21 protein-coding genes are annotated in these 22,857 nt (G+C 67.1%); 2 read left to right on the plus strand and 19 right to left on the minus strand.

Annotated elements, in window-relative coordinates; genetic code table 11:
• Positions 1-49: 49 nt before the first annotated feature.
• The 12 genes from M2320_RS05175 to M2320_RS05230 all read right to left on the minus strand — a co-directional run bounded on the left by M2320_RS05175 (position 50) and on the right by M2320_RS05230 (position 11,062).
• On the minus strand, positions 50-439 hold the full coding sequence (locus M2320_RS05175) for a hypothetical protein (RefSeq protein WP_264596352.1): 390 nt from the start codon (positions 437-439) through the stop codon (positions 50-52).
• A complete protein-coding gene (locus tag M2320_RS05180) occupies positions 436-978 on the minus strand; it encodes a chemotaxis protein CheD (RefSeq protein WP_264596353.1) in 543 nt (180 codons plus the stop codon). Before M2320_RS05180 ends, M2320_RS05175 begins: the two co-directional genes overlap by 4 nt.
• Positions 975-1,367: a response regulator gene (locus M2320_RS05185; protein ID WP_184429673.1), complete on the minus strand. Its 393-nt coding sequence runs from the start codon at positions 1,365-1,367 to the stop codon at positions 975-977. Before M2320_RS05185 ends, M2320_RS05180 begins: the two co-directional genes overlap by 4 nt.
• 1 nt (position 1,368) lies before the next feature.
• A complete protein-coding gene (locus M2320_RS05190; RefSeq protein ID WP_264596354.1) occupies positions 1,369-2,385 on the minus strand; it encodes a protein-glutamate methylesterase/protein-glutamine glutaminase in 1,017 nt (338 codons plus the stop codon).
• Entirely contained in the window at positions 2,382-3,251 is an 870-nt protein-coding gene (locus M2320_RS05195; protein WP_264596355.1) for a CheR family methyltransferase, read from the minus strand. Before M2320_RS05195 ends, M2320_RS05190 begins: the two co-directional genes overlap by 4 nt.
• Positions 3,248-3,712 carry a chemotaxis protein CheW gene (locus M2320_RS05200; protein ID WP_184429675.1) on the minus strand — a complete coding sequence of 155 codons (465 nt, stop codon included), beginning with the start codon at positions 3,710-3,712 and terminating at the stop codon, positions 3,248-3,250. The genes M2320_RS05195 and M2320_RS05200 overlap by 4 nt, the downstream gene beginning before the upstream one ends.
• A gap of 3 nt (positions 3,713-3,715) precedes the next feature.
• Positions 3,716-5,821, minus strand: coding sequence for a chemotaxis protein CheA (locus M2320_RS05205; protein ID WP_264596391.1), 2,106 nt, complete (start codon positions 5,819-5,821; stop codon positions 3,716-3,718).
• 37 nt (positions 5,822-5,858) lie between these two features.
• Positions 5,859-6,224: a response regulator gene (locus M2320_RS05210; protein ID WP_264596392.1), complete on the minus strand. Its 366-nt coding sequence runs from the start codon at positions 6,222-6,224 to the stop codon at positions 5,859-5,861.
• Between the two features lie 11 nt (positions 6,225-6,235).
• Positions 6,236-6,523, minus strand: a complete 288-nt coding sequence (locus M2320_RS05215) for an STAS domain-containing protein (protein ID WP_264596356.1) — start codon at positions 6,521-6,523, stop codon at positions 6,236-6,238.
• 3 nt (positions 6,524-6,526) lie between these two features.
• Positions 6,527-8,254 carry a methyl-accepting chemotaxis protein gene (locus tag M2320_RS05220; RefSeq protein ID WP_264596357.1) on the minus strand — a complete coding sequence of 576 codons (1,728 nt, stop codon included), beginning with the start codon at positions 8,252-8,254 and terminating at the stop codon, positions 6,527-6,529.
• A gap of 240 nt (positions 8,255-8,494) precedes the next feature.
• A complete protein-coding gene (locus M2320_RS05225; RefSeq protein WP_264596358.1) occupies positions 8,495-10,609 on the minus strand; it encodes a methyl-accepting chemotaxis protein in 2,115 nt (704 codons plus the stop codon).
• A 66-nt stretch (positions 10,610-10,675) separates the two neighbouring features.
• Positions 10,676-11,062 carry a hypothetical protein gene (locus tag M2320_RS05230; RefSeq protein WP_264596359.1) on the minus strand — a complete coding sequence of 129 codons (387 nt, stop codon included), beginning with the start codon at positions 11,060-11,062 and terminating at the stop codon, positions 10,676-10,678.
• A 202-nt stretch (positions 11,063-11,264) separates the two neighbouring features.
• On the opposite strand from M2320_RS05230, the gene malQ reads away from it, so the two are divergent.
• Positions 11,265-13,301, plus strand: a complete 2,037-nt coding sequence (gene malQ, locus M2320_RS05235; protein WP_264596360.1) for a 4-alpha-glucanotransferase — start codon at positions 11,265-11,267, stop codon at positions 13,299-13,301.
• 219 nt (positions 13,302-13,520) lie between these two features.
• Positions 13,521-14,501: a TorF family putative porin gene (locus tag M2320_RS05240; protein ID WP_264596361.1), complete on the plus strand. Its 981-nt coding sequence runs from the start codon at positions 13,521-13,523 to the stop codon at positions 14,499-14,501.
• A gap of 262 nt (positions 14,502-14,763) precedes the next feature.
• Here the strand turns inward: M2320_RS05240 and M2320_RS05245 are convergent, their stop codons facing one another.
• The 7 genes from M2320_RS05245 to M2320_RS05275 form a co-directional block, all read right to left on the minus strand.
• On the minus strand, positions 14,764-15,282 hold the full coding sequence (locus M2320_RS05245) for an HNH endonuclease (protein WP_184429732.1): 519 nt from the start codon (positions 15,280-15,282) through the stop codon (positions 14,764-14,766).
• Between the two features lie 438 nt (positions 15,283-15,720).
• Positions 15,721-16,602, minus strand: a complete 882-nt coding sequence (locus M2320_RS05250; RefSeq protein WP_184429683.1) for a 3-hydroxybutyryl-CoA dehydrogenase — start codon at positions 16,600-16,602, stop codon at positions 15,721-15,723.
• A 119-nt stretch (positions 16,603-16,721) separates the two neighbouring features.
• Positions 16,722-17,663, minus strand: a complete 942-nt coding sequence (locus tag M2320_RS05255; protein ID WP_264596362.1) for an electron transfer flavoprotein subunit alpha/FixB family protein — start codon at positions 17,661-17,663, stop codon at positions 16,722-16,724.
• Positions 17,663-18,412, minus strand: a complete 750-nt coding sequence (locus tag M2320_RS05260; RefSeq protein WP_264596363.1) for an electron transfer flavoprotein subunit beta/FixA family protein — start codon at positions 18,410-18,412, stop codon at positions 17,663-17,665. The genes M2320_RS05255 and M2320_RS05260 overlap by 1 nt, the downstream gene beginning before the upstream one ends.
• Positions 18,413-18,836: 424 nt before the next feature.
• Positions 18,837-21,230 carry a TIGR02302 family protein gene (locus M2320_RS05265; RefSeq protein ID WP_264596364.1) on the minus strand — a complete coding sequence of 798 codons (2,394 nt, stop codon included), beginning with the start codon at positions 21,228-21,230 and terminating at the stop codon, positions 18,837-18,839.
• 120 nt (positions 21,231-21,350) lie between these two features.
• Positions 21,351-22,622: a diaminopimelate decarboxylase gene (gene lysA / locus M2320_RS05270; protein ID WP_264596365.1), complete on the minus strand. Its 1,272-nt coding sequence runs from the start codon at positions 22,620-22,622 to the stop codon at positions 21,351-21,353.
• A gap of 5 nt (positions 22,623-22,627) precedes the next feature.
• On the minus strand, positions 22,628-22,837 hold the full coding sequence (locus M2320_RS05275; RefSeq protein ID WP_184429688.1) for a hypothetical protein: 210 nt from the start codon (positions 22,835-22,837) through the stop codon (positions 22,628-22,630).
• Between the last annotated feature and the right edge of the window lie 20 nt (positions 22,838-22,857).

Below are 22,857 nucleotides of genomic sequence, written 5' to 3' on the forward strand. Positions count from 1 at the left end.
TTCCAGCCTCCCCCCGGAAGAGCAACCTTTTCCGCAACGAGAGGCGGCGTCAGGGCTGGTCGACGCGCGCGTCCTCGGCGAAAAAAATCTCCTCGTCCTGGGAGGGCGGCGGGGCCTGCGCCGGAGCGCGGCCGAGGAAGCGCGCGAGATCGTCGAGCGGGATGTTTCGCGTGACGTCCGTGACATCCACCAGGACCGCGTCAGGCGTGCGCCGCGCCAGCTGGCCGATGAATTCGGCGAGGCTCGCGACCTCCTGCGCGCTGCGGTCGAGCTCCTGCAGATCGGCGCAATGCGCCATGGCGGCGGGGCCGGCGAGCCGCATGAGCGCGCTCATCGCGCTCTCGACGCGCGTCAGCCGCGCGCAGGTCAGGCCCAGCGCCTCGGCGGCGCGCTCCAGCGCGTTCGCCAGATCGGTCTCGATGTCGGGGCCCGGCTTCATGCGAACAGCGCCAGATTGGCGAAGGGAAGGCCGAGCGGTCCGATCGTGGCGGCCTCGGCGGCGAGCTTCGATTCCGGCGCGACATAGATTTGCCGCGCCCGGCCCGAGGCCGGCCAGAATTGCACGCGCCGCGCCCGTTCGCCGCCCAGATCCTCGGCGACCACTTTGATGCCCTCGCGGCGCAGATAATCTCTGGCGAATGCGGCATTGGCCGCGCCAATGGCGCCGAGCCCGCGCAGGATGTGGCCGCCGCCGAACAGCTTGGCCTGCATTCGGTCGCGGTGGCCGCCGATCTTGATCAGGTCGTCGATCAGAACCTCCATCAGATAGACGCCGAAACGGTCGGACTCGCGCCGCTGGACAGCAGCGGTTTCTCCGGGAAGGAGAAAATGATTCATGCCGCCGGCGCCGGCCGCGGGATCGTGCAGGCAGACCGCCACGCACGAGCCGAGCACGGTGGAAAACACCGTCCCGGCGTCACAGCTGACGGCGTGGTCGCCCTGGACGAGCGCGATCGTGTTCAGCGGCGCGGGCGTCATTGCAGCCGTCCGACCACGGCCTCGATGGCCTTGCGCACGGCGTCGACGGTGAAGGGCTTGGCGACGTAATTGTTGAGCTGCAGCGCCTTGCCGCGCTCCACCAGGGTCTTGTCGGGGCTGCCGGTGACCAGGATGAAGCCGATGCGGGCGGTCGCCGGCGTCTCGCGCAGCTTTTTCAGCAGCGCCAGCCCGTCCATGCCCGGCATGTTCATGTCGGAGATCACCAGATGGGTCGGCTTGGCCAGAATGTCGGTATAGGCCTGCGTCCCGTTCTTCGCCTGGGCGATGCGGGTGATGCCGATCTGTTCGAGCGCGTCGACGATCAGCGCGCGGCTGACGGCGGTGTCGTCCACCACGGTGACTTCGAGTCTTTCAGCAAGGGAACCCATTTCAGCGCCTCTCCAGATTGGTCAAATCCACAATGCGCCGTCCGATCTCCTCGAGCGGCGCCTCAATCTCCACGGCGCCGCATAATTTCGCGGCCCGGGGCATTCCGTAGATCATGCTGGTCGCCTCATCCTGGCCGAGCGTGCGCGCGCCGGCCTCGCGCATCGCCAGCAGGCCCGCCGCGCCGTCGCCGCCCATGCCGGTGAGGATCGCGCCGACCGCCCGGGCGCCGAAATGCTCGGCCATCGAGGCGAACAGCACGTCGACGGAGGGGCGGAAGCCGCCGACGCGCGCGCCCGGGCGCAGCCGGCAATGCGGGTTTGCGGCGTCGACCGCCTCGATATGGACGCCGCCGGGGGCGACCAGGATGCGGCCGGGACTGAGGGGCGCGCCGTCCTCGGCCTCCATCACCTCGGCCTCGGTGGCGCCGTTGAGGCGGCGGGCGAAGGATCTGGTGAAATTCGCCGGCATGTGCACGGCGATCAGCGCCGGCGGGCCGTTGCGCGGAAAGCTCGGGACCAGGGCGAGCAGCGCTTCGACGCAGCCGGTCGAGGCGCCGATGCCGACGATCTTGCCGTTCCAGCGAAAGCCGGAGGCCGCCGCCGCGGCGGGGCGGATGCGGTCGCCGATCCGGGCCGAGGCCGCCGCGACCACCTGGGAGGGCAGGCAGTCGAAGGCGCCCGGATTTTCGAGACTCGGCTTGGCGACGCAACTCACCGCGCCCAGCTCCATCGCCGCGAGCGTCGCCTCGGCGCCGCGCGCGGTTTGCGCGGAGACCATCACCACCGGCATGGGGCGCAGCCGCATCACCTTGTCGAGAAAATTCAGGCCGTTCATTCCCGGCATTTCGACGTCGAGCGTCATCACGTCGGGATTGAGCGCCTTGATCGCCTCGCGCGCCTCGAGCGGGTTCGACGCCGCGCCCACGACCTCGATGCCTTGCGCGCGCGAAAGGGTGGAGGCGATCATGCCGCGCATGGTCGCGGAATCATCGACGATGAGGACGCGCACGGATTTCATGGCGCGTCTCCGGAGGGTTCGGCGTTGCGGCGATAGGCGGTGACGCCGGCGCTGCTCAAGCGCGCGCTCGCGGGGCCGTCGACGCGCTCGGAATGGCCGATGTAGAGCCAGCCGCCGGGCGAGAGTTTGTCGGCAAATTTTTCCCACAGCGCGCCTTGCGTGGCGTCGTCGAAATAGATTGCGACATTGCGGCAGAAGATCACGTCGAAGGGGCCGCGCATCGGCCAGTCGCCGTTGAGATTCAGCCGGCGGAACGCCACCATTTTGCGCAATTCGTCGCCGGCGCGCCGCTGCGCGCCCTCTCTCAGGAAGAAACGCTGCAAAGCGGGCGCGGCGATGTCCTCGGCCAGCGCGGCCTCGGCATAGATTCCGTCGCGGCCGCGCGCGACCATGCGCGGGTCGATGTCGGTCGCCAGCACCTTGACGTCGAGATCGGCGGCGCGCGGGTCCTGCTCCAGAATGGTCAAAGCGATCGAATAGGGCTCCTCGCCGCTGGAGCAGCCGGCCGACCACAGGCGCACGCGCCCGCCGCGCCGCGCTTGCGCGAGCAGGTTCGGCAGGACGCGGCTCGACAAATGCTCGAAATGATGCCGCTCGCGGAAGAAGCGGGTGACATTGGTGGTGAGCGCCGACAGCATTTCCGCGCGTTCGTCCTCGTCCTCGCGCAGCAGCGCGCAATAATCCGCAAAACTTTCGAGGTTCAGCGCCCGCAGCCGCTTGATCAGCCGCGAATAGACCAGGCTCGCCTTGCTGTCGGTGAGATGGATGCGGGCGTCGGCGTAGAGCATGGCGGCGATGTCGCGAAAATCCTCCCGCGTGAGCGGATAGTCGCCGTCGAACAGACTGTCTTGGCGCAGGGCGCTCAAGCGGCTTCTCCCAGGGCTGGCGGCGCCAGATGGTCGAGGCGGATCAGGCCGATCATGCGGTCGTCGAAGGCGAATACGCCCTGCACGTAGAGTTTGACCGCCTCGGAGGCGACATCGGGGATGGGCTGGATGGTTTCGAGCGGCTGCGACAGGATGTCGGAGACGGCGTCCACCAGCAGGCCGACCAGGCGTCCGCCAATCTGCACCACGATCACCACCCGGCGCGCCGTGAGTTCGATCGGCGCGAAGCCCAGCCGCTCCGCGAGATCGATGATGGGCAGCACCGCGCCGCGCAGATTGATCACGCCGCGCACGAAAGAGGGGGCGTGGGGCAGGGCGGTCGCCGGAGTCCAGCCGCGAATCTCGCGCACCGCCATAATGTCGATGGCGAAATCCATCGCGTCCAGGCGGAGGACGATGAATTCCCTTGAGGCGCCGGCGGACGCGTCGGTGATCGGCATGGGTCAGCTCACTGCGGCGAGAGGCGGTTGCGAACAGGCGGCGGCGCCGGCGACGAAACGGTCGACGTCGAGGATCAGCGCGACGCGGCCGTCGCCGAGAATGGTGGCGGCGGCGACGCCTTGAACCTGCTGGTAATTGGTCTCCAGGCTCTTGATCACCACCTGGCGCTGGTCGAGGATGGAATCGACCATCAGCGCGCAGCGGGCGCCGCCGTCGCCTTCGACGATGATCACCACGCCGGATTGCGGATCGGCCGGCGTGAAGCGAAATCCCATTTCACGGCCAATGTCGATCAGCGGGACGAAGGCGCCGCGGTCGGCGAGCACGCGCTGGTCGACGCCGAGCCGGTGCACGTCCTTGGCCTTGGGGCGCAGCGTCTCGACAATGGTGGTCAGCGGCGTCACCAGCGTCTGGTCCGCGACCTTGACCACCATGCCGTCGAGCACCGCGAGCGTCAGCGGCAGGCTCAAGGAGAAAGTGGCGCCGAGGCCCGGCCGCGATGACACGGAAATGCGCCCGCCCAGCGACTGGATCGAGCTTTTGACCACATCCATGCCGACGCCGCGACCCGAAATGTCGGAGACGGCGGCGGCCGTCGAAAAGCCGGGCAGGAACAGCAGATTGTCGATCTCGGCGTTGGAAAGCTGGGCGTCCGGCGCGATCAGGTCCTGTTCAATCGCCTTGGCCTTGACCCGGGCGCGGTCGATGCCCTTGCCGTCGTCGCTGACGTCGATGACGATGCGGCCCGAGCGATGCGCGGCGGACAGCCGCACCTCGCCATGCTCCGGCTTGCCGGCGGCGGCCCGGTCCCCCGGCGTCTCCAGCCCATGGTCGACGGCGTTGCGCACCAGATGGGTCAAGGGGTCCGCGAGCTTTTCGAACACGGTGCGGTCCACTTCGGTCGCCTCGCCCTCGGTCTTCAGCCGCACCATCTTGCCCGTGGCGTCCGCGACCTCGCGCACGATGCGGGTCATGCGCTGGAACAAAGGTTTTACCGGTTGCGCGCGGATCGCCATAATGCCGTCCTGAATTTCGCGCGTGAGCTGCTCCAGCGCGCTCAGGTCGTCGAAGGCTTTTGACGCGCGCGGCAGGCCGGCCTCGACAATGCTCTGCGACAGCATGGCCTGGTTGATCACCAGTTCGCCCACCAGATTGGCGAGCCGGTCGACGCGCTCCAGATCGACGCGGATCGTTTGCGACACCGGCGCTTCCGTGCGCGAAATTTCGGGCTTGCGCGCCGGCGCCCGAGCGGAGGCCTCGGGCGCCGGCGGCGCGTCGATCGCGGGGAGATCGATCGACAATGGGGTGAAAGCGAACGGGTCGGCGTTTTGGGTCTCGGCTTCCGGCGTCTCGGATTCCGGCGTCTCGGATTCCGGCGCCGCCGCGAGCGGCGCGATGCGCAAGTCGCAATCGTCGACGACGAAGTCGAAGGCCTCCTCCACGCGTTCGCGCGGCGCGCTCGTGGTGAGGTCGATGGTCCAGGCGAGATAGGCGCCGCCGGGATCGAAGGCGTCGAGCAGCGGCAGGGCGCTGGCGTCGCAGGCGACGTCGAGGTCGCCGAGTTCGGCGAGTTCGCGCAGGATGCGCGCGGGCTCGTTGCCGCGCCGGTAGAGGTCGGCGGTCGGACGGAAAAAAATGCGCCAGCCCGGCGCGGGCGGGCCGAGATCGTCCAGGCAAAGCGTCAGCGGCTGGAAGGCGAAGGCGTCGGCCTCCTGGGTCGCCGGTTCGCTCGGCGCCTCCGCCAGACCGGCGAGCGCGCCGCGCAGCGTTTCGAGCCGCTCGTCCTCGACCGTCGCGTCGCCGCGCGCCTCGCGCACCAGATCGGCGAGCAGGTCGGCCGAGCGCAGCATGGTTTTCATCACCGCCGGGGACGCCTCCAGAGCGCCATTGCGCAGGCCGTCGAGCGCGGTTTCGAACACATGGGCGAAGCGCACGAGGCGCTCGTATTTGAACGCGCCCGCGCCGCCCTTGATCGAATGGACCGCGCGGAACACGGCGTTGACGGTTTCGGAATCGGCCTCGCCGATCTCGAGCGCCAGCAGCCCGGTTTCGGTTTCGTTGAGCTGCTCCTCGCATTCCTGGAAGAATGTCTGGCGGATCGTCTCCATCGGGTCCACGCGCGCGCTCCGGTCTCATGAGGTTTGGCTAGGCCGCGACGCGGCGCACCACGCTGACGAGTTTTTCCGCGTTGAACGGCTTGACGATCCAGCCGGTGGCGCCGGCTTGTCGCGCGCGCTCCTTCTTGTCCGGCGCGCTCTCGGTGGTGAGCACCAGAATGGGGATGCGGCGGAACACGGGATCCTGGCGCACGGCTTCGATGAACCCGAAGCCGTCGAGCCGGGGCATGTTGATGTCGGTGATGACGATGTCGGGTTTTTCCGCGCGCAGCACTTCGAGCCCGTGGGCGCCGTCCGTCGCCTGCACCACCTGGTAGCCGGCTTCCGACAAAGCGAGGTTCAGCATGTCGCGCATCGTGCGCGAATCGTCCACGGTCAGGATCGTCATGCTCATGGTCTTCATGCTCATGGCGCCTCTCCAAATTCCTGGACGGGATCGACGCCCATGGCGCGGATCTGGTCGCGCGCCTCCGGGCTGACATTGATGAACGTGAGGGCGACGGAATCGGCGCGCCAGCTGCGCGCCGCCGACAGCAGGGTTTGCAGGCCCTGGGCGCCGATCCGGCGCAGCGGCGCCGCATCGAGCGTCAGCGGGGCGTAGCGCAGGTCGCAAAGCGCGTTGGCGAGATGGACCGCGGCGTCGGCGTCGAGCGCGGGCGGCAGAGCGAGCATGGGGGGCGTTTCGGTGGTCACGGCTCAGAACTCCCGCCAGTCCTGATCGTCGTCCTCGACAAGCCGACGCGAGGCGCCGACCGCGGCTTTCAGCAGCGCGCGCTGGGCGCGGGCGGGCGGGGGCGCAGAGGTGCGGAAGGCGTGGGGCGCCGTCTTCTCCAGCTCGCGGCGCAGCCGTTCCGGGGCGCGGCGCCGCGCGCCTTCTTGCGCGTGAAAAATCCGGAATTCGGAAATCATCGTCGCCAGACGGTCGGTCTCCTGGGCGAGCGACTGGCTCGCCGCCGTCGCCTCCTCCGACATGGCGGCGTTTTGCTGGGTGACCTGGTCCATCTGGTTGACGGCGGTGTTGACCTGTTGCAGGCCGGTCGCCTGTTCCTCGGCGCTGGCGGCGATGTCGGTGATGACGCCGGCGATTTCGCCGACCCGGCCCTCGATCTGCGACAAAGCCTTGCCGGTCTCGGCGACCAGCGACACGCCTTCGCTGACCTGGGCGCCGGAGGTGGAGATCAAATCCTTGATCTCCTTGGCGGCCTCGGCCGAACGCTGCGCCAGGGCGCGCACTTCCGAGGCGACGACGGCGAAACCGCGCCCGGCGTCGCCGGCGCGCGCCGCCTCGACCCCGGCGTTCAGCGCCAGAAGGTTTGTCTGGAAGGCGATCTCGTCGATCACGCCGATGATCTGGCTGATCTGGCGCGAGGATTTCTCGATCTTGCTCATGGCGTCCACCGCCTTGCGCACGATGGCGCCGCCGTGCTCGGCGTCGACCCGGGCGCCGGCCACGGATTCGCGGGCGATGCGGGCGCCGGCGGCGGTCTTGTTCACCGTGGCGGTGATCTGGTCGAGCGCGGCGGCGGTCTCCTCAAGGCTCGCCGCCTGCTGCTCGGTGCGCCGCGACAAATCGTTGGAGGCGATGGCGATTTCCTCGGAGCCGGAATGCACCGCATCGGTGGAGGCGCGCACCGCCTCGAAGGCCGCCGCGAGCTGTTCCACCGCCTCGTTGAAATCGGCCTGGACCTGGGCGTAGGCCTCCGGCAGGCGCTCGGTGATGTGATAGGTGAGGTCCTTTTCCGCCAGTTTCGCCAGTCCGGCGCCGATGGTGCGCGCCACCGTGGAGCGTTCGCCAGCGAGCGCCTCGGCCTCGGCGGCCTTGCGCGCCGCCTCGGCCTGCGCCTTGATCTCGCTCTCGCGCGCGGCCGCCTCCGCCTCCTGGCGCTTGCGCGCCTCCTCGGCCGCCTCGATATAGATCGAAATCGACAGGTCCATGTCGAGATAGACGCCCTTGAGCATCGCGCTCAGCGACGCGCCCACCTCGTCCGCCTTGGGGCCGCCCAGGGCGAATTTCGGCCAGAGCTCCTTGACCACGGCCGTGACCAGGCGCTCGGTGATCAGGGCGTAGCCGCCAATGTACCAGCGCGGCTCCAGGCCGATGCGCGCGTGAATCTCGCCGATGCGGCGCACCTTGTCGTAATAGGTCTGATCGAACTGGCCGGAGCTGATCGCGCCCCAATGGCCGGCCTGCCGGGACTTGGCGCTGGCGATGCCGCTCTCGCTGGAAAAGAATTTTCGCGTTTCCGGGGTCGCGCGCACCTGCTCGTAGAAGGCGTCGAGCGCGCCGGGCAGCTCGCGTTCGATCAGGGGCTTGATCTTGCGCACGGCCGCGCTGGCGCCCGCATCCATCTGCATGAACCGCAATCTGTCGTTCAAGGCGTCCGCGTGGTGGTTCATGGCGGCCGCATGTGTGGGCTGGTTCATGTCCGAGGTCTCGAGGCGCGCGTGCGGCGGAGGCCAGGGCGGGGGCGCTGGCCTTGGGAGTCGGGAATTTCGGGACATGCCGCTGCGGCGGCGGGACCGGACGGCTTCATGCCTCGTGACGTCGCCGGAAGCGCGCCTGTGCCGATCGCCTGCATTGATACAGATCAAAACTTGCGCCGCTATTAATGGCGTCGCAAAAACTGGAGCTGCGGAGGCGCGAATCGGGCGCGAAAGCCGGTCTCAGGCGTCGAGGGGAATGGCGATGCGCAGCGCGCCCCAGTGCTGGCCGCGAATGGCGATCGGCATGGAAATGTCCTTCATCATCTCGATTGCGCCGTCGCCGAGGTCGCGCGGGTAGGATTGCACCAGCGCCTCCTGGAGATTGCGCGCCGCCGCGAGGCCGGCGCGGTCGTCGAAAATCCGGCGGTTGCGCGCGTGGCGCGCGTTCCACACGGGATCGTCGCCCTGGGGCTGCGACCACTTCTTGTTGTGGACCGGGACGTAGCCGTTGCGGTCGGTGGCGATGCAGAAGGCCAGCCGCGGCTCCTCCGCGAGCCCGCCCTCCAGGATCGGCGGCAGGATGCGTTCGAGCAGCTCCAGCGACGGGGTCGCGACCTGTTCGGGATTGGCGCCCGGCAGGGGGACGTATTCGGTGCTGAACAGGTCTTCGAGCGAAATCTCGCCGCGCGCCACCGCCTGCTCCATGGCGTCGCGCACCTGGTCGCGGCGCCGGGCCGCCAGCGCCCGCAGTGGCGCGTCCGTCTCGATCGCGCGGGCGACCAGCGCCGCGAGCGCCTCGCGCTGGGCGTTCGACAGCGCGACGAATTCGATGTGCAGCACGTCGGGATCGCGCCCGCGGGTCTTGCCCTGGGTCGCGCCGAGTCCGGGAATGTCGAGGATGGCGTCGGAGTCCTCGTCGAGTCCGTGCCCGGCGATCCACAGGGAGCAGCCGCCTTCGGAAATCTCGAGCGTCGAGACGTCGCGGCGCAGGCCGCCGCATTCGACGCTGACGCGCAGCTTGACGGGAACGCGCGGGTGGCGGCGCGTGTCCACCCCCAGGAAGCCGCGCACCGTGATGGTGAGGCGGTTGGTGAGGCCGCGCAGCAGGCCCGCCACCTTGGCGCCGAAATCCTGCACATTCCCGGCTATGGCCTCGATTTCGATGACGCCGGCGGTGAACATGCGCGCGCTGCGGCTGAGATCATTGGCGTTGGTCGCCGCCGTCCGGGCGTTGACGGCGATTTCGTCGAGCTGGGCCACCTGATGGGCCGCGTGGCTGGCGACGCCGCGCGCCATGCCGTCCATGTCGCCGATCATCTCGCCCACCCGCGCCAGCGCCGCCGAGGTGGCGTCCGTCGCCGTGACGATTTCGGCGATCTGCTCGGAAATGTCCTTGGCCGCGACGGCGGTGCGCTGGGACAATTGCTTGACCTCCGCCGCCACCACGGCGAAGCCGCGCCCGGCCTCGCCGGCGCGCGACGCCTCGATGGCCGCGTTCAGCGCCAGCAGATTGGTTTGCGCGGAAATGGCGCCGATCAGCCTGACGATTTCCGCCACTCTGTTCGCCGTTTCCGTCAGCCGCGCCATGCGCCGCGCCGCCTCCTCGGAGACGGCCACCGCTTCGCTCGCCCGGCGCGAGGTCTCTTCGGCCTGGTCGCCGACCTCGCGGCTGCTGCCCTGCACGTCCTCGATCGCCGAAGCCACCGACTTGATCTCGTCGCGGTTGCTGCGCGAATTGCCTTCCATCATTTCGAAGCCGCGCCGCAGCTCCTCGACCGAGCGCGACAATTCCCCGACGATCTCGGTGAGGTCGCCGGCGCGCGATTTCGCGGTGTGATGCGCGACGCGCACCTCCTCCTCCACCGACTTGACCATGTGCTGGGCGCTCTGCTCCACCATCTGGTCCTCGGCGTTCTCGACGAAGGCGGCGAGCGCCAGCTCCATGTCGGCGAACAGGGCGCGCGCCAGCGCGCTCAGGGTGGCGCTGGATTCGCCCGCGGCGCGCTCCACCAGCGCTTCGAAGAAGAACAGATAGCTTTGCAGGTAGAACCGGGCGGAAACCCCGGCCTTGGCGTGGGCCTCGCCGATCCGGCGCGCCCGCGCCGCATAGGCCTCGCCGCCTTGTGCGGTCAGGAGGTCGCGCCAGCGCTCGACCTGCGCCTGCTTCAGCGCCGCCGCATCGCCGCGCGTCAGCAGCGCCAGCTCCGGGTCCGTCGCGAATTTTTCGTGATAGGCCTCCACCACCGCGCCCAATTGGGGAATCAGGCGCGCGGCCACTCGTTCGAGCGACGCGGCGCCGAGGTTTCCGACGCTGGAGGCCTTGCCCGCGGCGCGCAGGCGAGAAAAGGACGGCATGGCGAGCCCGAATTAAGGAAACCCGCCGACGAAACCATCGCAGACTGGCGCGAACCTTGTCGGGGCCTAAAGGGCGGGCGTGGACAGGGCGACGACAGCCGGGTGGCGCTGGGCGAGGCGGCGCTGCGCGGCGGCGACGCGGGCCAGCGCCTCGATATCCACAGATTTGTCGACGAAAATATAGTGGAGGTCGGCGAAAACGTCGGGTTCGGGCGGCTGGTGCGAATAGAGGATGACCTCGGCGCCGCGCGCCGACAGCGAGCGCACCAGATGCGCCGCATCCTGCTCGCCAGCGAAATCGACCACGGCGACGGAGACCTGATGCATGTCGAGCAGGCGGGAGGCCATGGCGGCGTTGCTGACGATCTGGATGTCGGCGATGCCGCGATGGCGCAAGGCCCGGGCGACCGACCGCGAAATCTCAGAATCCCTCTCGCAAAGCAACGTGCACATGGTTTGTTCGCCCTGGCCGATAGGATTTCCTATGACGCAACTGTAAAAATTGGATGTCAGTTTTGTTGTCAGCGCATGCTACCACATGTTCGGGAAAGCGAGAGTCCTTTTTTGCGACGCACAATCAAAGAGAAAGCCTTGCTCTTGCATTGCCTTCTCGCCTCGCGCATCGTTCCGCTGGTAAGGGGACGGGAGGCAAATCATGTCGGACGAAGGGCTCGAAGACCTCGCAACCCGCGCAGGCGTCTCAATTTTTTGGCGTGACCAGAGCGGCGCCGACCGTCGCGTTTCCGCCGAGAGTCTGCGCGCCATTCTCGCCGCTTTGGGGCTGCCCGCGTCAAATCAAAGTGACTTGCGGCATTCCCTGAACCGGCTCGCGGATGAAGGCGCGAAACGCGACGTTTTCGCCGTGCGCGTCGGGGAAAAAATCCCGCTGCCGCTCGCGGGCGCGGCGCCGGTCGAGGCGACGCTCGAGGACGGAACGCGCCGCGTGATCGCGCCGGTCGAGACGGACTCAGGTCTCGCCCTTCCAGGCTTCGACACGCCCGGCTACCATCGCCTGCATCTGCCCGGCGGCGAGCGCCTGATCGCCGTCGCGCCGGAGCGTTGCACGACTTTTTCTGACCTGAGCGGCGGCGCGTCCGGCTGGGGGCTCGCGGCGCAGGTCTATTCGCTGCGCGCCGAGCATGATTGCGGCATCGGCGATTTCGCCGGCGTCGCCGCGCTGGCGGGCTCGGCGGCGCGGCTCGGCGCCGATTTCCTGGCGATTTCTCCGGTTCACGCGCTGTTCGGCGCGACGCCCGACCATTACAGCCCCTATTCGCCCTCGACGCGGCTGTTTTACAATCCGCTTTGCGCCAACCCGTCGCTGGTTTTTTCCAAGACCTTGATCGGGCGCGCGGTCCAGGCCGCCGGTCTGGGGGCGCGCGTGAAAGCGCTGTCGGAGGCGGCGCAGATCGATTGGCCGGCGGGCCATGCGGCCAAGCGCGCGCTGTTTCGCGCCCTGTTCGACCTGCTGCCGCAGGCGAGCGAGAAAATTCGCGCGGATTTCCGCGCCTTTCGCGACGGCGCCTCCGACCTGTTGAAGGATTTCGCGCTGTTCGAGGTTTTGCACGGCCTCCAGTCCGGCGCCGATCCGGCGCTGTGGAGCTGGCGGCGCTGGCCCAAGTGGTTTGGGCCGCGCGAGGCGAAAAAGAACGCCGCCGTCGATCCGCTCGACATCGAGTTCCAGATTTTCCTGCAATGGCTGGTCAGCCGCAGCTATGGCGCGGCGCAGCGCGCCTGCCGCGACGCCGGCATGCGCGCCGGGCTGATCGCCGACCTCGCCATCGGCATCGACCCCAGCGGCGCCCACGCCTGGGCGCGTCCCGACGAGGTTTTGCAGGGACTGACCATCGGGGCGCCGCCGGATTATTATTCCGCGGAGGGGCAGAACTGGGGGCTGACCGGCTTTTCGCCGCGTGGGCTCGCGGCGAAGAATTTCGCGCCCTTCATCGAGACTTTGCGCGCCAATCTCCGCCATTCCGGGGGGCTGCGCATCGACCATGTCATGGGCCTGAGCCGGCTGTGGCTCATTCCCGAGGGCGGCGGCGCGCTCGACGGCGCCTATGTCGATTATCCCGCCAAAACCCTTTACCGGCTGGCGGCGCTGGAATCCTGGCGCCATGGCGCGCTGGTGATCGGCGAGGATCTGGGCACCCTGCCGATGGGCTACCAGGACCATCTCGCGGCGCAGGGGGTGGCGGGGATGCGCGTGTTGCGCTTCGAGCGCGACGCCAATGGCTTCAGGCCGCCCGAAAGCTGGTCGCCGCAGGCGGCGGCGCTGACCTCGACCCATGACATGATTTCCACCGCCGGCTGGTGGAAGGGCGCCGACATCGAGGGCGAGGCGGATCGGCAAAAGCTCGAGGACATTCGCGCCTGGGATCGCGGCCTGCTCTGGTGGGCGTTCCAGCAGGCCGGCGTCGCGCCCGCGGGCGAGCGCCCCGCGCCGGACGACGCCGAACCGGTGGTGGACGCCGCGCTGTGCTTTGTCGCCAAAACGCCCTGCGTGTTGAAGCTGATCGCTCTGGAGGACGCGCTCGCCAGCGACGTTCAGCCCAATGTTCCCGGCACCACCGTGGAAAAGCCGAACTGGCGGCACCGGTTCGTCACGCCGGCCGGCGACCTGCTCGACGAGGCCGCGCGCGCCCGGCTGGCGCGCCTCGGTCCGCCGCGCGCTTCTCCAGAGAAACCATAGGGTTTCCCCCTCGGATTCCATGGGTTTCCCTGGGGAATGCGGGGCGCGGCGCCGGGAGGCGCCCAATAATGTGACATTTAAGCAACGTGGCTGAGCCAACTCACCCATTGCGGTGAAAACTGGTCAAAAACTAGGCAAATGCCCAAGTCTTGACCTTGAGAGCTTGGCGGTTGCGGGGGCATGTTCGCTTCACCGAGTTTTTCCAAATCGGAGAAGAATATGAACAAGATCTCCATCGCCGCCGCTGTGCTGGCGATTTCCGCCGGATCGGCCTTCGCCGGCGACCTGCCGAGCAGCAAGTCTGCCCCGATCGCTCCGGTCGTCACCGTCAGCCCCTGGGACTTCGACATCGGCGCCACCCTGACCTCGGACTACCTGTTCCGCGGCCTCACGCAGTCCAACCACCAGCCGTCCCTGTGGGGCCGCGCTGAACTGCGCTACAACGTCAACCCGAACTGGCAGTTCTACATCGGAACGTCGGCCGAATCGATCAAGTTCACCAACAATGCCTTCCCGGTCGGCTCGCCGGCGGTTGAGATCGACGGCTCCGGCGGCGTCCGCGGCACGTTCGACAAGTTCGCCTTCGACTTCGGCGCGATCGGCTACGGCTATCCCGACTCGCCCACCGGCACCCAGACCATTCTGCTTGGCCCGACGCTGACCCCGACCACCATCGGTCTGTCCCCGCGCAACCCGACCTTCTTCGAACTCTACTTCAAGCCCACCTATACGGTGAACGACTGGCTGACCGTCGGCCTGAACGAGTTCTACACCCCCAGCTATCTGAACACCGGCGCCTACGGCAACTACCTGTCGGGCACCGTCAAGCTCTCCGGCCAAGGCGATCTCTCCGCCTTCGCCGTGTCGGGTGAGTTCGGCCGCCAGTGGCTCGGCACCGTCGACAACGTGTACAGCGGCAACAATCCCGCCAACTACACCTATATCGGCTACGCCAACGGCCAGCTGCCCAGCTACAACTACTGGAACGCCGGCGTGTCCTACACCTGGAAGTTCGCCACGCTCGACCTGCGTTACTACGGCACCTCGCTGAGCCCGTCGCAGGCCTACATTCTCACCGGCATCCCGAACGCGAGCTACGTGGCCGGCGGCAGCACGGTCTACACCCAGACCTCCGCCTATGCCAACCAGCGCTTCGTCGCGACCCTCTCCTTCGACCTGACCTCGAAGGACCTCAAGTAATCCGGGTTCCCGTCGGCGCGAAAAGCCGGCGGTTCTCTCCCCGAGACCTTTACGCCCGGTCGCGAGACCGGGCGTTTCTTTTGGCTTGGCTTCGTTTGGCGGGGGAACGCAAACAGCTGGCGGGATGCGCGAGCGCTGTTTTCGGTCATCGCGCCTTGCGGCGCCGCGTGGATGGCCGGGACGACGCCCGGCCATGACGACACAGAGTGGCGTGGCAAAAGGGACAGGCTTGTCTTGGCCGTGGTGAAGCGCCGCCGGCGCGTCACCCTTCGAGTTCGGAATCCCAATACAAAAAGTCGTGCCAGGTCTTGTGCAGCTCGCTGTTCGCCTGGGGCAGGCGGCGGGCGATCATGTCGAGCTGGAACGGGCTCGGCTCGAACGGCGCGCGCCGCAGCTTCAGGCCCGCCTGGCGCGCGGTCATGTCGGCTTTCAGCAGGTTGTCGCGCTGGCAGCAGGTGACGATATTGGTCCAGCTCGTCTGTCCGCCCTTTGATCGCGGAGTCACGTGGTCGAAGGTCAGGTCCTTGGCCAGCCCCTTCTGGCCGCAATATTGGCAGGTGAACTCGTCGCGCAGAAACACGTGGTAGCGGGTGAAGGCGATGCTCTTGCGCCGGTGATAGTTTTTCAGCGCCACAACCGAGGGCACTTCATAGGACTTGTCGGCGGAATGCACGCGCACGTCATCGTAATGGGCGATCGGATAGACGCGGCCCTTCAGCAGCGCGACCAGCGCGTCCTGCCAGCTCCAGATCGACAAGGGCGCCCAGCTCACCGGCTGCATGTCGGCGTTGAGGACGAGCGTGCGGAGATTGGCGACGTTCACCGCGCCCTCCTTCTCTTGGAAAGCGCGCAAAGCTTGGAAAGCGCGGACAGTTTGGCTGGTGGCGGCGTCTCCGCATCGATCCCGGGGGAAGAATGCAGAAACCCGACGCTCATTCCGCCCTCGGAGTCCGATGCGGCGGAAGGGTGTGCGGCAGCGGCGCGAGGGACAGTTCGAGGAACGGCGCGACCTGGGTCGCGTCCCTGGAACACTCGCACATGGGCATGTCGTCAAACATGATGCGCCGCCTCAGTATACCGAACCGGGACAAGAGTCCACCGGTCGATTCCCTGCGGCAATAGTCTACAAGGCGGGTGACGCCTTTGTGAAGACCGCGTTAAGATTTTGTTGATTCATCTCAATGCGGCTGATCCGCACAGTCCCTTTGGGAGCGCGGTTTCACCGCGTCGGGATCGGCGCGCCGCTGCGGTAATCGTAAAAACCGCGCTGCGTCTTGCGGCCGAGCCAGCCGGCCTCGACATATTTCACCAGCAGCGGGCAGGGGCGGTATTTGGAATCCGCCAGCCCCTCATGCAGCACCTGCATCACCGACAGACAGGTGTCCAGGCCGATGAAATCGGCGAGCTGCAGCGGTCCCATGGGATGGTTGGCGCCGAGCCGCATGGCGGTGTCGATGGCGTCGACCGAGCCCACGCCTTCGTAAAGCGTGTAAATCGCCTCGTTGATCATCGGCAGCAGGATGCGGTTGACGATGAAGGCCGGGAAATCTTCGGAGACCGTGACCGTCTTGTGCAGCTTCTCGATGAAAACCTTGGCCGCGGAAAAAGTCTCGTCCTCGGTGGCGATGCCCCGGATCAGTTCGACGAGCTGCATACGCGGCACCGGATTCATGAAATGAATGCCGATGAACCGTCCGGGACGGTCGGTGCTCGCGGCGAGCCGCGTGATCGAAATCGACGAAGTGTTGGTGGCGACGATGGCGTCCGGCTTCAGATGGCCGCGCAGATTGGTGAAGACGCTGCGCTTGATCTCCTCGTTCTCGGAGGCCGCCTCCATGACGAGGTCGGCGTCGCCGAGCGCCGCGAAATTCGCCGCGGGCTTGACCAGCGCCAGCGCCGCATCCTTTTCCGCCGCGCTCATGCCGCCGCGTTCGACCACGCGGGCGAGATTGGCGCCGATCCGCGCGATCCCGGCTTCGATTCTTTCAGGAGAAATGTCGTTGAGGAGAACTGCGAAACCTGCGGACGCGCTGACTTGGGCGATGCCGCAGCCCATTTGTCCCGCGCCGACGACGCCGATTTTGCGAATCTCGAAGCTCATGTGCATTCCCGGGGCTGAAACCGGCGGCGATCATAGGGCCTAATCGCCGCCAGTCCATAGGTCTAGAGCATGATCCCATAAAGTCTAGGACCCGAAGTCATGCTCCCGGCGCAGAGCGCTCAGCGGCCGATCTTGGCCAACTCGTCGTTCAGTTCGGGCAGGGCCTGGTAAAGGTCCGCGACAAGGCCGTAATCGGCGACCTGGAAGATCGGCGCTTCCTCGTCCTTGTTGATCGCCACGATCACCTTGGAATCCTTCATGCCCGCCAGATGCTGGATGGCGCCGGAAATGCCCACGGCGATGTAGAGCTCGGGCGCGACCACTTTGCCGGTCTGGCCGACCTGCCAGTCGTTGGGGGCGTAGCCCGCATCGACCGCGGCGCGCGAGGCGCCCATGGCTGCGCCGAGCTTGTCGGCGACCGGCTCGATATAGGTCTTGAAATTTTCCGCATTGGCCATGGCGCGGCCGCCGGAAATGATGATTTTCGCCGAGGTCAGCTCCGGACGGTCGGAGACCGCCAAAGCCTCGCTCTTGAAGCTCGACAGGCCGGAGTCCGCCGGGGTCGTCACCGCCTCGATCGGCGCCGAACCGCCTTCGCCGGCCGCCGCGAAGGTGGAGGTGCGCACCGTGATCACCTTTTTCGCGTCGGTCGCCTGCACCGTCTGGATGGCGTTGCCGGCGTAGATCGGGCGCTCGAACGTGTCGGGCGACACGACTTTCGAGATTTCCGACACCTGCGCCACGTCGAGCAAAGCGGCGACGCGCGGCAGCACGTTCTTGCCGTTCGAGGTCGCGGGGGCGACGATGGCGTCATAAGAGCCGGCGAGCGACACGATCAGGTCGGCCGTGACTTCGGCGATCTGATGCTTGAAGGCGTCGCCCGAGGCCGTGAGCACCTTTTCCACGCCCGCGAGTTTCGACGCGGCCTGCGCGGCCTCGTCCGAGCCGCAGGCGACCAGGATGTGCACCGGCGCGCCGAGCGCGGCGGCGGCGGTGAGCGCCTTGGCGGTGGCGTCGTTCAGCTTGCCGCCATGCACTTCAGCAAGGAGAAGAGTCGTCATCAGATCACCCCGGCTTCGTCTTTGAGTTTGCTCACCAGTTCGGCCACCGAGGCCACTTTCACGCCCGCCTTGCGCGACGCCGGTTCGGTCGTCTTCAGAACTTTCAGACGCGGCGCGGTGTCCACGCCATAGTCGGCGGGGGTCTTTTCGGCGATCGGCTTCTTCTTCGCCTTCATGATGTTGGGCAGCGAGGCGTAGCGCGGCTCGTTGAGGCGCAGGTCGGTGGTCACCACCGCCGGGGTCTTGACCGTCACGGTCTGCAGGCCGCCGTCAACCTCGCGGGTGACGTCGACGGTTCCGTCGGCGACTTCCACCTTGGAGGCGAAGGTGCCCTGGCCCCAGCCGAGCAGCGCCGCCAGCATCTGGCCGGTCTGGTTGCTGTCGTCGTCGATCGCCTGCTTGCCCAGGATGATCAGTCCGGGCTGCTCTTCCTGCGCCACGGCTTTCAAAATCTTGGCGACGGCGAGCGGCTCGACCGTGTCGTCGGTCTTGACCAGAATGCCGCGGTCCGCGCCCATGGCGAGGCCGGTGCGCAGGGTTTCGGTCGCCTGCTGCGGGCCGATGGAGACGACCACGACTTCCGTCGCCTTGCCGGCTTCCTTCAGGCGCAGCGCCTCTTCCACGGCGATTTCGTCGAAGGGATTCATCGACATCTTCACATTGGCGAGTTCGACGCCCGAGCCGTCCGCCTTGACGCGGATCTTCACATTGTAATCGACGACCCGCTTCACGGGCACGAGAAGTTTCATCGCTTTCCAGCCTCCCAAGGAGAATTGGTTTAGGTGTGATCTAATTGTCCGTCAACTTCTGTTAGTCGGGCGGCAAAACTTAGTCAATTGCGGCGCGGGGTGGAAAAAAGTCCCGACCCGCCCGATCCGGCGCCTGCGCGGAAAAGGGCTGGGAAATTGGGGCCTTCGCGATGGCGCGGGTCTTTTCGGCAAAATCGCGCAGCGGTCTTGCGGAAAAACCGGATCGTCGTTGGCGCCGGGGCGCCAGCGCCGCTCGCGCGGGGGTGGAGCGGCGCCGCTGTGATGGGGGGAAATCGCTTGACCATGCTTTCGACGCGCGCCCCTTGAGGAAAAACCCCTCATCCGTCTCGCCGCCTGACGGCGGCGAGCCACCTTCTCCCGCAAGGGGAGAAGGAGGGGCGCTGGCGGGTTTTCAAGAGATAACTCAGTTGGGGCGAATCAGGCGCTCCAGATAATCCAGCTCTTCCTGGGCGCGGCTGGGGTCTGAGAGACGTTTGCGCAATTCGTCCAAAATCCGCCGCGCCTTCTGCGCCGCCGTGGCCTTGACGCCGTCGCTGCGCTGGGCGTTGTCGAACGGGCCCTCGCCGTTCTTGTCGCGCCCGCCGCGTTTTTCCCCTCCGGCCTCCTGACCCTCGCCGTCCTTGCCCTTGGCCATTTCGCCGGCGCTCTTGCCCATCTGGTCGAGCGCGCGCTGCTGCTCGGACATGGCTTGCGCCTCGTCGCCCTGCTTCAGGGCGTTTTCCGCGTCCTTCATCGCTTCCTCGGCCTGTTTCAGGCCTTCCGCCGCCTTCTCGTCCATGCCGGGCGCGTTCTTTCGCAGCGCGTCGAGCTTTTCGCGCAATTTGCTTTGGCGCTGCTCCAGCGAACTCTCGCCGGGCTTGTCGCTCTCGCCTTTCCCCTTGCCGGATTTCTGACTTTCGCCCTGCTGGTCCTGCTCGCGGCCCTGCGCGCCCGGCGCGCCTTTGCGGCGCTCCTGTTCGGCGGTTTCGTCGCGCAATTGCTGCTGCTCGCGCATCATCTTGTCGAGGTCGCGCCGGGACTGGCGGTCGCGCGATTTCTGCGAGGGACCGCCCTGCGCATTCTGCAGGTTTTCCAGCATGGATTGCATCTGGTCGAGCAGGGCCTGGGCGGTCTCCATGTCGCCCTCTTCCATGGCCTTCTTCATCTGCTCCAGGAGCTTTTGGAAATCCTCGGGCGAGACCGCCTTGCCCTCGCCGGTCTGGCTCTCGCCTTGCCGCTGCTGGCCCTTTTTCGCCATTTCCTGGAGAAAATTCTCCATGGCCTTCTGCATGTCCTTGGTGAGGCGGTCGATTTCCTCTTTGGAGGCGCCGTTCTTCATCGCCTCGCGCAGCGCCTTTTCCGCCGCGCGCAGGTCGCGCTCGGCCTGGGACATATCCCCTTCCTCGATCTGCAGGGCCATGGCCCAGAGATAATCGGCGACCTCCCTTAAATCGTCGTCGTTCTGGGCGTGGCGCAGGCTGAGAATGGCCTGGCGCAGGCCGAGATGGACCGAAAGCTTGGGGGTGAAAAGTTCGGGGGCGATGTCCAGCGCCTCCAGAGCCGAATTCACCTGGCCCCGGCGCTCCGCGTCGAGCGCGAGAATGCGGCGCTGCTCGACCAGGGCCTGGGCCAGCGGGTCCCTAAACGTCTTCTGCGGCAGGGCGAAAGGCCCGACGCGGGCCTCGCCCTCCTGTCCGGCCTCGTCATGGACGCTCAGGCGCAAGTCCATGGGGCGGCCGGCATAGGGGCTGTCGCTCCAGTCCAGCGTGGCGCGCGCCTCGCCGAGGCCGCCCGGCGCCGCCGGCAGCTCCAGCGCCGCCTCGGGCGGGGCGAACAGCGCGCGGCCGCTGTCCTCGGTCGGCTTCGCCGCGATTTTGGCGTCACGGGCGCCGTAATCGTCGTCGATGCGATAGGTGAGGGTGAACGACCCCCGCGCGTTGGCTTTGGGCTCGCCGACCAGCGCGATTTTGGGGGGCTGGTCGGGCTCGGCGTGGAGAACAAAATTTCCGCGCGCCGCGCCGGACAGGATGAGATGGGCGTCGCGGCGGAGGACAAAGTGTTTTTCGCCGGTTTTTTCGGGGGCGGGTTCGAGGCCCTCCGAGGCGTTGATCCCGAGCGCGGCGATGTTTCCGGCCCGCGCCACGATCAGCGCGCCGACCGGGGCCGAAATGCTTTGCTCCTCGTTCTGGTTGAGGGTCAGGACGATGGGCGGCTTGCCGGTGTAGCGCGGCGGGTCGATCCAGACGTCGACGCGAGTCGAATTTTCCGATGCGAGCGTGCGCCAATCGAAGGCGGCGGCGAGGCGGATGTATTTTTCCGGGCCGGCGACAAAGGCGGTGGCGCATAGCGCCAGGATCGCCAGCGCGCCCCAGGCGCGCGGGTCCTGGGCGGCGAGGCGCGGCGCGGGAAGGGGCGCGCTCAGTTTTCCCACGTTTTTCCGCATGCGGCGCAGATGCGCGGCCCACAGCAGGTTTGTCGGCGCCTGATCGGGATTGGCGAGCGCGTCGGCGAGGGCGGCGGCGGGATTGTCCTCGCGGCCCTGGTCGAGTTTTGCGCGGGCGCTTGCGCGGCTCACCCAACGCAGGTGGCGCAGGCGGGACAGGGCGAGCAGCAGCAGGACGGCGAGCGCGCCGGCGCCGGCGATGCGGCCGGCTGGCGTCGCCGCCAGCCAGATGCCGGTCCAGGACAAAGCGGCAAAACCGATCAGCACCGCCAAAGCGGGGGCGAGCAGCAGGATGAGCTGTTCGAGGAACAGGGCGAGCTGGGTGAGGAGAGTGAGCAGGCCAAGCCGCTTTCGTGCGGCGCGCAACTCTTCCATTCTGTCTCCGTTGCTGGCCCTGGCGACTGGCCGACCGCGTGGACCGCCCTCGTCCTTCGAGACGCCCGCTGGCGCGGGCTCCTCAGGATGAGGGCTATTGCGAGGCGGACGGCCCGCTGATCATAGCAACCAGTTGGGAACGCGGTCGAGTCCGATCAAGTCCTCGTAGCGCAGGCGCGGACGGATCAGGGCGTGTTTGTCGCCGTCCACCAGCACTTCCGGGATCAGCAGCCGGCTGTTGTAGGTGCAGGCCTGCGCCGCGCCATAGGCGCCCGCCGACATCACCGCCAGCAGATCGCCCGGCTGCGGTTCCGGCAGCGTCCGGTTTTTGGCCAGATAATCGCCGGTTTCGCAGACGGGGCCGACGAGGTCGGCCTTGATCTCCGCCGTTCCCGCGGCGGGTTGCGCCACCGGGAAAATGTCGTGGTGGGCTTCGTAGAGCGTGGGGCGCACCAGATCGTTCATCGCCGCGTCGACGATGACGAAATTCTTGCCGGCGCCGCGCTTCACATAAATCACCTTGGTGACCAGCACCCCGGCATTGCCGACGATCAGCCGGCCCGGCTCGAACACGGTCTTCACGCCCAAAGGTTTGATGTGGCGGCGCACGATCGCGGCGTAGAGATCGGGATGGTAGCTTTCCGGATTGTCCTGCTCGGAATAGGGAATGCCGAGGCCGCCGCCGAGATCGACATGGGCGATGTCATGGCCGCGCCGCCGCAATTCGCCGACGAAGCCGGCGAGCAGAGCAAAGGCGTTGTCGAAGGGCGCGAGATCGGTGATCTGCGAGCCAATATGCATGTCCACGCCGGAAATTTTGACGCCGGGCAGTTTGGCGGCGCGGTCGTAAACGTCGGCGGCGACCGAAATCGGCACGCCGAACTTGTTTTCCGACTTGCCGGTCGAAATTTTCGCGTGAGTCTTGGCGTCGACGTCGGGGTTGACGCGGATGGAAATCGGGGCGGTTTGCCCGCGCGACGAAGCGATCTGGGAGATGCGCTCCAGCTCCGGTTCGGATTCGACATTGAAGCAGAAAATGCCGAGGTCCAGCGCCAAAGCGATCTCGCGATCGGTCTTGCCGACGCCGGAAAAGGTGATCTTTCCGCCCTTCACTCCGGCGGCTTGCGCGCGCAAAAGCTCGCCTTCGGAGACGACGTCCATGCCGGCGCCCATTCCCGCCAGCAATTTGAGGATCGCCTGGTTGGAATTGGCCTTCATCGCATAGCAGACGAGGGCGTCGAGGTCGGCGACGGCCTTTGAAAACACCGAAAAATGCCGGCGGATGGTCGCGGCGCTGTAGAGATAGAACGGGGTTTCGACCTCGCGCGCCAGATCGGGCAGGGCATGGCCTTCGGCGTGGAGGACGCCGTTTTCATAAGCGAAATGACGCATGGATCTTACAGCAGGAAGTCGAAGGGCGTGGGTTGCTTGCTGGCGCCGGCTTTCAGCGCGGGATCGCTGACGCCGCGCGGCAGTTTTTCCGGAGAATTCGACGGCAGGGCGGCGGTGGAGGGCGCCTCGGGATAGCCTTTTCGCCCGCAGCCCTCGAGCGCGAGCGCGCCCGTGAGCAGGGAGGCGGCGGTGAGCAGGCGAAGCAGTCGAGCCAAGGTCCAAACCTTTCCAATTG

The organism is Rhodoblastus acidophilus, assembly GCF_025961575.1.
Classification (GTDB): domain Bacteria; phylum Pseudomonadota; class Alphaproteobacteria; order Rhizobiales; family Beijerinckiaceae; genus Rhodoblastus; species Rhodoblastus acidophilus_C.